Origin of the sequence: Chromatocurvus halotolerans (assembly GCF_004340525.1) — a bacterium.
In the GTDB taxonomy this organism is placed as follows: domain Bacteria; phylum Pseudomonadota; class Gammaproteobacteria; order Pseudomonadales; family Halieaceae; genus Chromatocurvus; species Chromatocurvus halotolerans.
On record NZ_SLWX01000013.1, the window covers coordinates 16,197 to 29,282 of the forward strand.

A 13,086-nucleotide genomic window follows, 5' to 3' on the forward strand; every position below is an offset into this window, starting at 1 on the left:
GCCGATTCCTTGATCGCCGTCAAGCCGGGGCGGGTCATCGCAGTGTAGGTTTGCTGTTATCGCCTATCCATGGGGTTCGACGCCTGATGGGGTCAGCGGTGTCATTTACGTTTTTCAGACAGGAGGCAGTCACCATGCAACGCTTGCTCTATCCACTGGCAGTTTCGGTCCTGGCAGTCGCCGTACAGGCGCAGGATACGCCAGAAAAACTCGCCGCAGACGCGGGCTGCGGTGCCTGCCATCACGCAGAAGAGCCCAGAATGGGCCCCTCCTGGCAGGCCATCGCGGAGCGCTATAAGGATCAGGAAGGCGCTGCTGCAGAACTGCAGGAAAAAATGCGCACCGTCAGCAAGGGTGCCTGGGGCGAGGCGCCCATGCCACCGGTCACCCCCGATCAGCTGACCGACGACCAACTATCCTCCGTGATCGACTGGATTCTCAACCGCTAGCCATTACCGGAGAACCTTCGCCCTCGGCACGCTCCGCGCTGACGTCACCGAGACTGATCGCGATGCTCGCCTTGGCGAGCAGCGTGAAGACCAGCGCCGCGAAGGCCCAGATGCCGGCCGACACAATCAGCTCGACGGCCGTTGGTGTGTATTCAAAAACTTCACCCAACGGCGTCGGGATGAAACCCGGCACGACAAAGCCCATGCCTTTCTCGATCCAGATACCGGCAAACGCCAGCAGGCAGGCCAGGTTGAGCAAGCGCAGCTGGCGCCGCAGCGGATTGATCGTGAGAATGACCACGGCAACCAGATTCATCAGCAGCGCCGTCCACACCCACGGCGCCAGCGACGCAAGGCCATCCAGGCCGAAATAGAGATAGCGCACCGAGGCAGCGTGTGCGGTCTCGTTGTAGAAGTCCGTAAACAGCTCGACACCGACGAAAAACAGACTGATCTGCAGGGCCACGGTCATGATCAGCGCCAGCGTATCGATGACGCTGGCGGGAATCGGGTAGCGCGTCACCCGCCCCAGAACCTGCAAAACAATGATGATCAGGGCCGGGCCGGAGACAAAGGCGGTGGCAATGAAGCGCGGCCCGAGCAGCGCCACGTGCCAGAAGGGCCTGCCGGTGTTGGAGGAAAACAGGAAGGCGGTCACCGTGTGAATCGAAATCGCCCAGAACATGGCGAGGACCACAAACGGGAAATACGCCGCGAAGTTCGGCTCGCGCTGGCGGTAATGGCAGTAGTGAACGTAGAAGGGAATCGCCAGGTTCAGCAGCAGATACCCCGACAGGACCACCACATCCCAGGCAAGCATGGATTGCGGAAAGTTGAAGCGGCCGATCACCGGCAGCATGTGCAGGATCCGGTCCGGACGACCCAGGTCGACAATGACGAACAGCATGGCGGCCAGTACCGCGGCCACGGCGAGTCCCTCGCCGATAAGCACCACCGACTTGATATCCTTGCGGTGGAAAACGTAGGCCGGGATAACCAGCAGTACCGCGGCCGCGGCAATCCCCACCAGAAAGGCAAAGTTGGAAATGTAGAAACCCCAGGACACCTGGTCACTCATGCCCGTGGCAATCAGGCCCTGGCTGAGCTGGAGACCATACGCCACCAGCCCGGCGAGCAGGACCAGGGCGAGAAAGCCCAGCCACAGCCAGTAGCGGCGACCGCCGCGAAACATGGAGGCCACCGCATCGCGGATAAAACTCAGCAGCATGGTCTTGCCCTCAATCCGTGAAATACCAGAACTTCGGCTCTGTGCCGAGTTCCTCCTTCAACCGGAACACCTTCTTGTTCGCCAGGACGTAGCGGATCTCGCTCGACGGATCCAGCAGATTGCCGAAGATGCGCGCTCCCGTCGGACAGGCCTCCTGGCAGGCCGGCTGTCGGCCTTCCCGGGTGCGCTGGGTGCAGAAGTGGCATTTCTCCACGACACCCCTGGGCCGCGGGCGATTGCCCAGGTAATTCGTGTTCCGATTGATGTCCTCTGAGGGTATCTGCGGTTCACGCCAGTTGAAGTGCCTGGCCTGATACGGACAGGCCGTCATGCAGTAGCGACAGCCGATACACCAGTCGTAGTCCACCACCACGATGCCATCCGGCTCCATCCAGGTCGCCTCGACCGGACAGGCCTTGACGCAGGGCGGGTTGTCGCACTGCATGCACTGCACCGGAAGGTAATACTTGCCCTCCACCGGCACCGTGTCGGGATCATAGTAATGCTCCGAGTGCTCGAGGTTCCGGCTGCCCTCCTCCATCTCCAGCACGCGGATGTATTCCATCTGCGAACCGCGATCCAGGTTGTTTTCCCGCACGCAGGCCGATACGCAATCCCGATAACCCTGACACTTGCTGATATTCAGGGCATAGCCAAAAACGACATCCTCCTGCGGTGGCTGGTCGCGACAGATAATGTCCACGTCATAGCGGCGCTTGGCGCGGCGCTCGATGCGGCCGATGGCGTCGGCAATCTCCTCGTCGCTCATGCGCTGGTAATGGTTCTGGAAAAAACTGCCCATGGTGTCCATGAGCGTACTGCCACCCCAGGCGGGGGCGGCCGCAGTACCGGCCACCGCAGCACCGGCGCCGGCGGCGGCGCCCAGGAAGCGACGGCGACTCTGGTCGATGGTCTCGCTCTGCAAATTACTCATGTCCGCTCTCCTCGTCGACCGGCTGCCAGGGATACACTGGCGGATGCTTTCTGCCCTTGTCGGGCATGGGCTCAAGACCCGCCCGGATGCCCGGAGGACCCTCCGGCGCGCGCGGGCGGACCGCCGGGTCGTGCGGGTTGTGGCAGTGTGCGCAGCTGTAGACGCGGCGCTCACCCTGCCATTTTTCGACGCGTTTGCCGTGCGCTCCGAAGGTCCAGTCGCGGTGCGTATCGCCGTGGCACTGGCCACAGACCTGATCGGCGCGATCGAAACTCACCGTGTCGCCGGCCAGCGTGGCAAGCTCGTTACGCCTGTCCGCGTCGTGACACTCGAGGCACCAGAAGCGCCCTTCACCATGATCCAGAAGACCCGGGTGCGGCGCAGAGAGCTTGCGGCGCTCGGGGTTGGCCGGCATGTGCGCGTGGCAATCGGCGCAGGGGTAATGACTGAGCGCCTCGCGGCGCGATACCACCGAAACCTGCGGGGCGTCCGGGTACCCGGTAAAACCCGCCGGCGGCCCGGGGTCGGGCTCAGGTCCAGGGGGATGCTCGCGCAGCGACCGATGACCCTCCTCCGATATCGGCGGCAGGTCTGCAGCCGGCGCCAGCGCCAGCAACGCAGCCCCGAGACCCGCCGCAAGCGCGATGGCGGGGAGCAAGCGCCGCTCAGACTGTGAACCTCTCATGGCTGCCTCCTTCCACTGAAATCGCGGGAAGTCGCGATGTATCCGCACAGTCTGCAGGACTGCCTGCGCGGCAGACATGATCTCAATCAAGCCAGTGCGAGATAGTCGCGGACAGATCCCCCATGACACCAGATGGCCGCATGGTGCGTCAGCGAACCGACAGGGCAACTGCGCAGGCGTATTCTCAATGTTCATCCTGAATGCCACGCGTTCTGGGTATTCAGACCCCTTTCCCGGCAATCTTGCAGGGAAGGAAGCGCTGTGATGAAGCGGTCAGGCAGGACATATCGTCCGGCTGACATACGCGATTTGAAGGAGATTCACATGAAGAAATTACATTCACTGGCACTTTGTGCATTGGTCACACCCCTACTGACTTTCAGTGCAGGGTCTGTCCTGGCCCAACAATCCACTGACAGGGAGATGGACCGCAAGAGCTCGAGCATGCAGCACGACAAGAGCATGCAACACAACAAAGGTTTTATGGACTCCGTCCCCGCCAGAGGCATGCATGCCAGCCATCTGATGGAGGCCACCGTCAAGACCACCGGTGGCGAGGCCGTAGGCTCTGTGAGTGACCTGATCGTCGACGAAGACGGCCAGATCGTCGCTATTGTCGTCGGCGTCGGCGGCATCCTTGGCATGGGCGAGAAAGACGTCGCGATTGGCTGGGATGACGTCCAGCGATCGAAGATGTCCAGCAAAGCCGGCACTTCCACAGCCTCAGATGATTCCGACGATCTGGAACTGCATATCGACATGAGCCGTGAAGAACTGCGCTCTGCGCCAGAGTTCGAACGTCAGGAGTGAGCCCTGCTACGCCCATAAAATCGGGCGGAATCAAGGCGAGACATACGCGGCAGGCGCGAAAGCGCCTGCCGCTTTCATGACAATCCAATGGAGAAATCAATCATGGGTATCATTATATGGCTGATCATGGGCGGCGTCGTCGGCTGGATCGCGAGCCTGATCATGGGCACGAGTGCCAGGCAGGGAATCGTTCTCAATATTGTTGTCGGCATCGTCGGCGCATTGATCGGCGGCTGGCTGATAGGACCCTTGATCGGCGCGGGATCAATCAACGACGGCATCACCGTCATGAGCTTTATCGTTTCGCTGATCGGCGCGGTGATACTGCTGGCCATCCTGAGTCTGTTCCAGCGTAGCTCCAACAGGCAGCCCTGAGGGAATGGTGCTCCTTTCAACGGGACACTGGTCCAGGCGACAACAAGCTGCAGACCGATAAGCAGCAAAAACGCGAGCCGCGAGCGCCTGCGGGAACGTTCGTGACACGGCGCGGACGGACTGAACCACGGAGGCGCTGATGAGCGTAACCTGCTTTACTCGTCAATGGAGCGCTGCGCTCCTTCTGTTCTGCTGTACGACGCTTTCACTTCTGGCATCAGCGCAGCAGCACGCTATCGTGGAACCGGAGACGCCGCCCGTAGAGGCAGACCTTGATCCGGCGCTGGTCGCGCAGGAATATGCCCGCACGGCACGCGATGATGCACGCATCGCTACGCGTCTCTCGGCGAGACTGGCGCGGCACGACGACCTTCAGGGCGTCAACCCGAGGGTCAGCGCCGGTGTCGTTGTCCTCTCGGGCACGGTGCTTGACGCCGCCGATCGTGAGCTGGCCGAGTTGATTGCTGCCAGCATCGAGGGCGTGATATCGGTTCAGCAGCGCATCGCCATAAACGCCAGCCTGAGCGATCGCGTGAGTCCGGCACTGGCACAGTCGCGGGAAAAGCTGATGCGGCTGATTGCAGCATTGCCGCTGCTCCTTGTCGCTGCAGGTGTCGCCCTCGGATTCGTCTGGCTCGGTCGCTGGCTGGCGGGGCGGCTGCATCTGTTGCGGTGGGGCATCGAAAACCCCTATCTGGATAGTGTGCTGCGTCGCGGGGTCCAGCTGGTAATGCTGATGGCTGGCGTGCTGATCGCGCTGGATCTGCTTGGAGCCACTGCGCTGGTCGGCGCGGTGCTGGGCTCCGCCGGCATCCTCGGTATCATACTCGGCCTGGCATTCAAGGAAATCGCCGAGAACCATCTCGCGGGCGTACTCCTGAACGTGCGGCGACCGTTCTCACCCGGTGACCACATCATCGTGAACGAGCACGAAGGCAAAGTGATATCACTGAATTCCCGTGCCACAGTCCTCATGACGCTGGACGGCAATCATCTGCGTTTGCCCAACGCCATGGTGTTCAAAGGCGTACTGCTCAACTACAGCCGCAATCCGCTGCGGCGGCTGCAGTTCACCCTTGCGATTGGCCTGGAACAGGATCTCACTGCGGTCAGGCTTCTCGGCCTGGAAACCCTGCGCAATATGCCCGCTACAAGCACTGAACCTGAACCACAGGCAATCATTCGATCCGTGGGTGACTCATCAGTGTTGATCGACTTTTCCGCCTGGATCGACCAGCGCGAGGTCGACTTCCTGAAGACGCGCAGCGAGGCAATCCGGCAGGTCAAGTGCGCCATAGAAGATGCGGGGATGGATACCCCAGAGCCAATCCACCGAGTGCAGTTGATCCGCGCCCGCACCGATTCCGAAGACACTGATGCGGCGGCTGCAGCAAAGCAGCGAGAACGCAAGCCGCGCCCGCATGACAACATCGAAGCAGACGTATCGGTCAACCACGATCTCGACGTACAGGTCGCCCGGGAACGAGCCACTGAACTGGGCCAGGACCTTTTGCAGCATGCCGCGCCGAAGGAATGATGGCCTGGTGGGCCACCCGTGTTGACCTGAAGAGACCCGTCAACGGACGTCGCGCTTATCGCGCAGACCATTATTGAAATACTGGCCATGCCCTTCCGGATCGATCGACGCACGGTGGAGATCTCCGTGAACATCGGGCTCTCGCGTTATCCGCAGGACGCATCAACATCGGGCGGTATACGTTGGGCAGCGCACCGACCCAGAGTCGTACATGAATCATCCTGCAGTCATCGCCATGTTGCGGACAGATTGCATGGCGCCGGCAATCCGCCAACGCAACAATCAGCAGGAGATAAGATAATGAACAAGAATGAAGTCAAAGGTCGTGCAAATGAGGCAAAAGGCAAGGCAAAGGAAGTCACCGGCAAACTGACCGGCGATAAGGGCACAGAAGCCAAAGGCAAAGTCGAAAAACACAGCGGCAAGGCCAAGCGCGACGTCGCGAAAGAAAAAAAGTAACCGCACAGACACACCGTTAAACACGCTGAACGCCAAAAACGTTCAGACGGGAACGTGGGTCGTAGGGTGACGGCAGCACTGCCGCCAGCCCTGTTCAATTACGATAGATTACGGACGAGGTAAACATGACGAGTCATCGAATTCTGGCTGTGGTTCTGCTGGTTGTGGGATCAATTCTGCTGTTTTTTGCCTATCAGTCCTCCCAGAGTCTGGGCGACCAGGTTTCGGAGGCCGTGACCGGTCAGTTCACTGACGCCACGACCTGGTATCTGATTCTCGGAGCCGCGTCTGTCGTGGCCGGCGGGGTCATGCTGCTTTCGAAACGATCCGGAGGTAGTTAAAGCAGGAATACCCGATGCCGCAAAAGATCGAGGAATCCGGGTTCGATGAGGAGAGGGGCGGCACTCATGATCCATCCACGGTACCGAGGGTGTAAATTTTACTGTGTAAATGGTCATCGAACTATACTGCCCACAGGAGGCAACGATGACCAATCTCACAGAAAAACAAAAGTCCCTGCTCGACGAACTGCTCAAGGACTTTGACGGCGACGCCGAGTCGCTGCTCGGCAAAAACGGCCTGATGATGCAGCTCAAGAAGCGCGCGGTAGAAACCATGCTCGAGGGCGAAATTACCGACCACCTGGGCTACGAGCCCAGTGATTCCGCTGGCAACGGCTCAGGAAATTCCCGCAACGGCCGAACCGGCAAGACTGTCCAGAGCAAGGATGGGCCCTTCGAGATTTCCGTGCCACGGGATCGCAACAGCAGCTTTGATCCTCAGGTTATTCGCAAGGGCCAGCGCCGGATGGATGGCATTGACGACGTCATTGTCTCCTTCTACGCACGCGGACTCAGCACCCGGGAGATTCAGGCGGAACTGAAGGAGCTTTACGGCGCCGACGTGTCGCCAACGCTGATCTCCAACGTCACCAACACGGTTCTCGACGAGGTTAAAGCCTGGCAGGCGCGCCCTCTAGACGAGGTCTACCCGATCATCTACTTCGACTGCCTGTTCGTGAAATCACGGGAAGACGGCACCATCGTCAACAAGGCGGTGTATCTGGCCCTTGGCATCAACATGGACGGCGAGAAGGAATTGCTCGGCCTGTGGCTTTCCAACACGGAAGGTGCCAAGTTCTGGCTCACCGTGTTTAACGAGCTCAAGACCCGCGGATTGAATGATTGCTTCATCGCCTGCGTGGACGGCCTTAAGGGCCTGCCAGAGGCCATAGAAGCGGTTTATCCACACACCCGGGTTCAACTGTGCATTGTTCATCAGGTTCGCAACAGCCTGAAATACGTGTCCTGGAAAGACCGCAAGAAAGTCGCCAGTGGGTTGCGCGCCATCTACACGGCACCCACTCCTGACGCCGCCAGAACGTCTCTCGACAGCTTTGCCGACCAATGGGGCGAGCAGTATCCGGCAATCGTGCCGAGCTGGGAACGCAACTGGGAGCGCCTGATTCCGTTCTTCGATTACCCGCCTGCGATTCGCAAGGTGGTCTACACCACCAACGCGATTGAGTCGCTGAATTACAGCATGCGCAAAGTGATCAAGGGCCGCGGCGCATTCCCCAACGACGATGCGATCAGGAAGCTGCTGTATCTGGGCTTACAGAATGCATCAAAGAAGTGGACGATGCCGATCCGCGACTGGAAAGCGGCGCTGAACCAGTTCATTATTCTGTACGGTGACAGGGTACCTGTCTGACATGAACCGGCCATTTACACAGAAATCTTCATACCCTCACGGTACCGGCCAGGCGACTGTTCAACGCGTTTGAGCTTCGTCTGTTCCGCTACACCGCAGTGCTTTTTTCTCTGGTGGCACTCACGGCGCTGGTGGTCATCATCGTATGGTCGTTCGGCTGGGTACTGAATGCCTTCTACAACCTGCTGCTTTCGCTTGCCATCGCCGGCGTTCTTGCACTGGTATTGCACCCGGTCGCCGAATTTCTTGAGAAAAGGCTACGTCTGCCACACTTGCTGGCCATCGTTCTTTTACTCACCGTCTTCTTCTTCAGTATCTTCAGCCTGATCGCCCTCCTGGTCCCGGTGCTCGTCAGCCAGGCAGTGCAGCTGATGACCGTGATACCCGAAGTGCTCCTGAGCTGGCAGTCGTATCTCGAATTTCATTATCCCGAAGTGAGCGACGTACTTGCCGAGCGCTTGACAGGCGACGATAACGACGTCGCTGGCGCGGACCTCGCAGGTACGGGCAATACCATCATGTCCTATCTTGGAATGTTTGCGGGCATCATTTTCATGCCTCTATTCCTTTTCTTCACGCTATTCTCCGGCGATTTACTCCGCGACAAGGCATCCGAACTGCTGTCAGTATTCCAGAACCGCACCCAGGAAAAGGCGCTGTATTTCATGGACGTGTTCGTGCAGTACATCACCGCCTTTTTCCAGGGGCAGCTACTCATTGCCGTGTGCATGGGAACCCTTTACGCAATCAGTTTCACCTTGATAGGCCTGGAGTTCGGGGTTCTGGTCGGACTGGTCCTCGGCATGCTGAATATCGTTCCCTTCCTGGGCACCATGATCGGACTGATCGTGGTGCTGCCCATGGCCTATCTTCAGCCAGAGGGCGGTATCGAGCTACTGATCATGACGGGCGTGGTATTCGCCGCCGTTCAACTGATCGAGAGCTGGATTCTGACACCGAGAATCATGGCGGAACGCTCGGGGCTGCACCCGGCGCTTGTCATCATTTCGCTGTTTTTCTGGGGTACCGCGCTGAACGGCGTTATCGGCATGATACTCGCGGTTCCCCTCACCGCCTTCTTTGTTGCTATCTGGAGTGAGATCAAGGCGAGCCTCGTCCACACGCTGAGCTCGCGGGAAACCAAGGTCTGAAGCAAGCGCCTGCCGCCGTTAACTATCGGTGCGCCGGCGCACAGATTAACTTGCTGGCTAATGTCATGCTCCGATTGAACCCACCCGAAGCATGGAGAAGAAACATCATGAACCCCATCAAGACAATCCTGGCGGCGCTACTTGCCATCACCCTGATGAGCACGCTCGGCTGCGCGGGAAGCGCCACTGACGAGAGCACCGGCGAGTACATCGACGACACGGTAATCACCACCAAGGTCAAGGCTGCCCTGGTCGAGGATTCCACCGTCAAATCGCGTGAGGTCAGCGTAGAAACCTTCAAGGGCGTTGTGCAACTCAGTGGCTTTGTGGAATCACGGGATGCCATGAACAGGGCTGTGGAAATTGCCGGCGGCATCGATGGAGTCAGTTCCGTCAAAAACAACATGACCATTAAGTAAAACTGCGCCTTGACAGGCATATGCAACAGCCAGGAGTGACAGAACCATGAAGATTATTGAAGCCCTTGCAGCCGCACTGCTCGTCAGCAGTCTGGCGACCACACTGGTTGCCTGCGATCAGGATGGTCCGTTTGAAGAGTCCGGCGAAGAAATCGACGATGCCCTTGATAAAGCAGGTGACGCCATCGAGGGCGACAGCGTCCAACGCTGAACCGCAGCTCTACCGCTGAAACCTGATCGTCTTACCGTCACTGCTTCTGGTGACGGTCACCGCTCTTCCTCAGCGCCAGGCGTTTGATGTTTAGCATCCTGCCGCATAAGTTATGAACAAAACAGTCTAAAAACCTATCGCGTTATACATGTAGACTCCTCGCTTTATCCTTGGAGCTGGGTACGTGGCGCAACTATTGGACAGCAGGGACCTGGATGCGAAGGCAGATGCCATCGTGAAGCGCATGCATGCCTATCTGGATGCGGGGAATCGGGTCTTCACGACCAGCTCCTTTCAGACGCAGAGCCTTCCACTGCTGCACATGATCAGCCGGGTCAATCGGGATATTCCGGTGTACTACACCAGCACCGGCTTTCTGTTTCCGGACACGATCCGCTTTGCCGAGCAACTCGCCGATACACTCAAGCTCAACGTCGTGGCCCTGCGTCCCGACGTTCCCAAGATCAAGCAGATGGATCGCGCCGGACGCCTGCTATACGCCTCGGACCCGGACTACTGCTGTTATCTCAACAAGGTGCAGCCGCTGGAACCGGTGCTACAGGCCAACGACGTCTGGATCAATGGCGTGCGATCGGACCAGAGCGATGTCCGCGCGGCGATGCAGCAGGAAGAACCGGCGCGGCACGGCTGCCTGCGCTACCACCCGATGCTCGACTGGGACGCGCGCAGCGTCTTCTACTATCGCCGGCTGCATGACCTGCCGGAGCACCCCATGGAGGCCAGCGGCTACCTGAGCATCGGCTGTGAGCCCTGCACCAGCAAGGCGTTCGGCGAAGGCAATGCCCGCAACGCACGCTGGTTCGGCATGAACAAGACAGAGTGTGGACTCAATACAACACTGGTTTCGGAGAGCCACTGAATGCGGATTCTGGTCACGGGCGGTGCCGGCTACATTGGCAATGAACTGGTCTATCGGCTTTCCGCCGAACCCGGCGTAGAGGAAGTCCTGGTTTACGACAACCTCTGCAAGGGCAACTACAATCTGTTCACCGGTCTGCGCAAGGTACCCGGAAACAACGTGCGCTTCATGCACGCGGACATTCTCGATTCGCGCAGCCTGCAACGCGCCATGCAGGGTATCGATATCGTCATCCACCTGGCGGCGCGGGTTGAGACACCGTACGCCGACCAGAACGCCCACGATTTCGAACAGACCAACCACTGGGGCACCGCAGAGGTCGTGTATAGCGCTGAAGATGCCGGCATCAAGCGCTTTATCTACCTGAGCAGTCAGTCCGTGTATGGTCAGGGAAGCATCACGGACACAAATCACCCCCGTGCTCCCACCAGTTTCTACAGCCTGTCAAAGATGCGTGGGGAAGAGCATGTGCTGCGCCTGATGGAAAAAATCCCCGTGCAGCTTGTTCGCTGCGCCAATGTGTATGGCTATTCCAAGAATCTGCGCGTGGAAACCATGGTGAACCAGTCTATCTTTGATGCACATTTCAGTAACCGGGTGGCGGTCCACGGCAACCCCGAGCACACCATGACGCACATCAGTGTCTACCGCGTTGTCGAGACCCTGGCCCGCATGATACAGCGGGACATGGAGTCGGATGTGTACAATCTGTCCCACCGCAGCATGTCGACGGCAGAACTGGTAGCCGCGCTGAAGGAAGTCTATCCTTCGCTGGAGACAATCTACGTCGAGCAACACACGCCGCTGCAGGACCTCACCATCGAGTGCGACGAACGCCTGCAGGGGCTGCTTCCCGGTGATACCACGATGGTTGAGGACCTGGTGAAGTTTCGCGAGCTGTTTACGTTTTGACGGTGGGTGCCGTCCTTCGGCACGAATCGGCAGTCGCCCGGGCAGGGAACGGCATCGCGAGGTGTCCCGGTGACACCTGGAACTTGTTTCGCCCTTCGGACTTAGAGCAGTACATCGCGGCATCTGCATTTTCCATCAATGCTCCCGCGTCCAGACCGTTTTCGGGATAGTGGCTGATGCCGATACTCAGCGTTACGCGCAAGCGGTGGCCATCGACAACGCGGGAGCGGGCCACTCTCTCCAGCAGCTTTTTGGCCACGTGGTCCGCATCGCGCGACTCCTCGATCTGGGTGAGCAGAATGACGAACTCATCCCCCCCGAGACGGCTTACCGTATCCGTGGCACGCACGCAGGACACGATATCCGCAGCGACATCCCGCAACAGGTGATCGCCAATGGCGTGGCCAAACGTATCGTTGATGTCCTTGAAATGATCCAGGTCCAGAAACAGCAGCGCTATCGGCTTGTGGCTGCGGCTTGCCATCCCGATCGCCTGGGTAAGACGCTCCATCAGAAGCAGGCGGTTCGGCAAGTCTGTCAGGATGTCATGCTGGGCATGATGGCTCATCATCTCGGTCACAGTCCGGGATTCCCGTGCGTCATGAAAGACGATAACGGCACCGACGATTTGTCCCAGGCGATTGAGAATCGGTGCCGCAGAATCCTCGATCGCAAGATCGGTCCCATCATGACGGATCAGTATGCTGCCGAGTTCCAGCTCGACAATCCGGTCCTGGTGCATGGCGCGTTTTGACGGACTGATCATTCGCTCACGGGTGTTACCGTCGACGATATAAAACACATCCTCAACGCACTTTCCCAACGCTTCCGCACTTTTCCAGCCGGTAAGGGTTTCGGCCACCCGGTTCATGTAGATCACTTTCCCGCCAGGGTCGGCAACCAGAACGGCGTCACCGATTGCGTTCAGGGTGATCTGCGCCATATCGCCAAAGGACATGTCACCAAATGCGGTCTGGTATGTCACGCCGCTGCCGGGTGCGCGGTCATGGAAATTGCCCTGCCACCTGCAGTCCACATTGCCATTGTCCCCACTGCAGCGATAACGCCAGACAGGGGTAAAAAGGCAGATAATGTGATCGACCACGCGTCGCCGGATGCGCACCAGAGAGCCGCTGCAGCGCGGGCAAACCGCCGCGACCGGCACCGGATCGGAGCCGGTCATACTCCGGGCATCGGCCGAGTTCAGGGCATTGAGTAACGTATCCATAGCACAGAGAGTAGGTAGCCGTTTTTGTCTGTTCTGTGCGAAAACACACAAAAGGTGAAAATAATGACAGACTCCCTCTTGACTTCAGGCTGTCG

16 protein-coding genes are annotated in these 13,086 nt (G+C 59.0%); 12 read left to right on the forward strand and 4 right to left on the reverse strand.

What is annotated here, in order from left to right:
- The first annotated feature begins 134 nt into the window (after positions 1–134).
- Complete coding sequence (locus tag EV688_RS17460; protein ID WP_162883958.1) at positions 135–449, forward strand: c-type cytochrome; 315 nt, start codon at positions 135–137, stop codon at positions 447–449.
- Here EV688_RS17460 and dsrP read toward each other — a convergent pair.
- Genes dsrP through EV688_RS13160 form a run of 3 tightly spaced genes read right to left on the reverse strand, consistent with a single transcriptional unit; the run spans position 439 to position 3,296 of the window.
- Positions 439–1,677 (reverse strand): sulfate reduction electron transfer complex DsrMKJOP subunit DsrP, encoded by a 1,239-nt coding sequence (dsrP, locus tag EV688_RS13150; RefSeq protein ID WP_117319005.1) that lies wholly within the window; start codon positions 1,675–1,677, stop codon positions 439–441. The genes EV688_RS17460 and dsrP overlap by 11 nt on opposite strands.
- Positions 1,678–1,687: 10 nt before the next feature.
- The gene (locus tag EV688_RS13155; protein ID WP_117319004.1) at positions 1,688–2,611 is read right to left on the reverse strand and encodes a 4Fe-4S dicluster domain-containing protein; all 924 of its coding nucleotides are present in this window, start codon (positions 2,609–2,611) and stop codon (positions 1,688–1,690) included.
- The gene (locus EV688_RS13160; protein WP_117319003.1) at positions 2,604–3,296 is read right to left on the reverse strand and encodes a cytochrome c3 family protein; all 693 of its coding nucleotides are present in this window, start codon (positions 3,294–3,296) and stop codon (positions 2,604–2,606) included. The genes EV688_RS13155 and EV688_RS13160 overlap by 8 nt, the downstream gene beginning before the upstream one ends.
- 324 nt (positions 3,297–3,620) lie before the next feature.
- Between EV688_RS13160 and EV688_RS13165 the strand changes: the two genes are divergently transcribed.
- From EV688_RS13165 to EV688_RS13210, 11 genes are all read left to right on the forward strand, one after another.
- The gene (locus EV688_RS13165; protein ID WP_117319034.1) at positions 3,621–4,106 is read left to right on the forward strand and encodes a PRC-barrel domain-containing protein; all 486 of its coding nucleotides are present in this window, start codon (positions 3,621–3,623) and stop codon (positions 4,104–4,106) included.
- A gap of 102 nt (positions 4,107–4,208) precedes the next feature.
- Positions 4,209–4,481 (forward strand): GlsB/YeaQ/YmgE family stress response membrane protein, encoded by a 273-nt coding sequence (locus EV688_RS13170; protein WP_117319002.1) that lies wholly within the window; start codon positions 4,209–4,211, stop codon positions 4,479–4,481.
- Positions 4,482–4,620: 139 nt separating this feature from the next.
- Positions 4,621–6,018 carry a mechanosensitive ion channel domain-containing protein gene (locus EV688_RS13175; RefSeq protein ID WP_117319001.1) on the forward strand — a complete coding sequence of 466 codons (1,398 nt, stop codon included), beginning with the start codon at positions 4,621–4,623 and terminating at the stop codon, positions 6,016–6,018.
- A gap of 300 nt (positions 6,019–6,318) precedes the next feature.
- Positions 6,319–6,477 (forward strand): CsbD family protein, encoded by a 159-nt coding sequence (locus EV688_RS13180; RefSeq protein ID WP_117319000.1) that lies wholly within the window; start codon positions 6,319–6,321, stop codon positions 6,475–6,477.
- 125 nt (positions 6,478–6,602) lie between these two features.
- On the forward strand, positions 6,603–6,818 hold the full coding sequence (locus EV688_RS13185) for a DUF3185 family protein (protein WP_117318999.1): 216 nt from the start codon (positions 6,603–6,605) through the stop codon (positions 6,816–6,818).
- A gap of 145 nt (positions 6,819–6,963) precedes the next feature.
- Entirely contained in the window at positions 6,964–8,190 is a 1,227-nt protein-coding gene (locus EV688_RS13190) for an IS256 family transposase (protein WP_117318998.1), read from the forward strand.
- Between the two features lie 98 nt (positions 8,191–8,288).
- Positions 8,289–9,341 (forward strand): AI-2E family transporter, encoded by a 1,053-nt coding sequence (locus EV688_RS13195; protein ID WP_205686694.1) that lies wholly within the window; start codon positions 8,289–8,291, stop codon positions 9,339–9,341.
- 107 nt (positions 9,342–9,448) lie between these two features.
- Positions 9,449–9,760 (forward strand): BON domain-containing protein, encoded by a 312-nt coding sequence (locus tag EV688_RS13200; protein WP_117318996.1) that lies wholly within the window; start codon positions 9,449–9,451, stop codon positions 9,758–9,760.
- 46 nt (positions 9,761–9,806) lie between these two features.
- Complete coding sequence (locus tag EV688_RS17465; protein WP_162883957.1) at positions 9,807–9,971, forward strand: YceB family lipoprotein; 165 nt, start codon at positions 9,807–9,809, stop codon at positions 9,969–9,971.
- Positions 9,972–10,155: 184 nt separating this feature from the next.
- A complete protein-coding gene (locus tag EV688_RS13205) occupies positions 10,156–10,851 on the forward strand; it encodes a phosphoadenylyl-sulfate reductase (RefSeq protein ID WP_240624412.1) in 696 nt (231 codons plus the stop codon).
- Positions 10,852–11,763: an NAD-dependent epimerase/dehydratase family protein gene (locus tag EV688_RS13210; RefSeq protein WP_117318995.1), complete on the forward strand. Its 912-nt coding sequence runs from the start codon at positions 10,852–10,854 to the stop codon at positions 11,761–11,763.
- On the opposite strand, the gene EV688_RS13215 is transcribed toward EV688_RS13210, so the two are convergent.
- Positions 11,753–12,946: a diguanylate cyclase domain-containing protein gene (locus tag EV688_RS13215; RefSeq protein ID WP_162883956.1), complete on the reverse strand. Its 1,194-nt coding sequence runs from the start codon at positions 12,944–12,946 to the stop codon at positions 11,753–11,755. The genes EV688_RS13210 and EV688_RS13215 overlap by 11 nt on opposite strands.
- Between the last annotated feature and the right edge of the window lie 140 nt (positions 12,947–13,086).

Bases quoted from the DNA above. Each gene is read 5' to 3' on its own strand.
- EV688_RS17460 (WP_162883958.1), top strand. From the start codon at position 135: ATGCAACGCTTGCTCTATCCACTGGCAGTTTCGGTCCTGGCAGTCGCC.
- dsrP (WP_117319005.1), bottom strand. From the start codon at position 1,677: ATGCTGCTGAGTTTTATCCGCGATGCGGTGGCCTCCATGTTTCGCGGC.
- EV688_RS13155 (WP_117319004.1), bottom strand. From the start codon at position 2,611: ATGAGTAATTTGCAGAGCGAGACCATCGACCAGAGTCGCCGTCGCTTC.
- EV688_RS13160 (WP_117319003.1), bottom strand. From the start codon at position 3,296: ATGAGAGGTTCACAGTCTGAGCGGCGCTTGCTCCCCGCCATCGCGCTT.
- EV688_RS13165 (WP_117319034.1), top strand. From the start codon at position 3,621: ATGAAGAAATTACATTCACTGGCACTTTGTGCATTGGTCACACCCCTA.
- EV688_RS13170 (WP_117319002.1), top strand. From the start codon at position 4,209: ATGGGTATCATTATATGGCTGATCATGGGCGGCGTCGTCGGCTGGATC.
- EV688_RS13175 (WP_117319001.1), top strand. From the start codon at position 4,621: ATGAGCGTAACCTGCTTTACTCGTCAATGGAGCGCTGCGCTCCTTCTG.
- EV688_RS13180 (WP_117319000.1), top strand. From the start codon at position 6,319: ATGAACAAGAATGAAGTCAAAGGTCGTGCAAATGAGGCAAAAGGCAAG.
- EV688_RS13185 (WP_117318999.1), top strand. From the start codon at position 6,603: ATGACGAGTCATCGAATTCTGGCTGTGGTTCTGCTGGTTGTGGGATCA.
- EV688_RS13190 (WP_117318998.1), top strand. From the start codon at position 6,964: ATGACCAATCTCACAGAAAAACAAAAGTCCCTGCTCGACGAACTGCTC.
- EV688_RS13200 (WP_117318996.1), top strand. From the start codon at position 9,449: ATGAACCCCATCAAGACAATCCTGGCGGCGCTACTTGCCATCACCCTG.
- EV688_RS17465 (WP_162883957.1), top strand. From the start codon at position 9,807: ATGAAGATTATTGAAGCCCTTGCAGCCGCACTGCTCGTCAGCAGTCTG.
- EV688_RS13210 (WP_117318995.1), top strand. From the start codon at position 10,852: ATGCGGATTCTGGTCACGGGCGGTGCCGGCTACATTGGCAATGAACTG.
- EV688_RS13215 (WP_162883956.1), bottom strand. From the start codon at position 12,946: ATGACCGGCTCCGATCCGGTGCCGGTCGCGGCGGTTTGCCCGCGCTGC.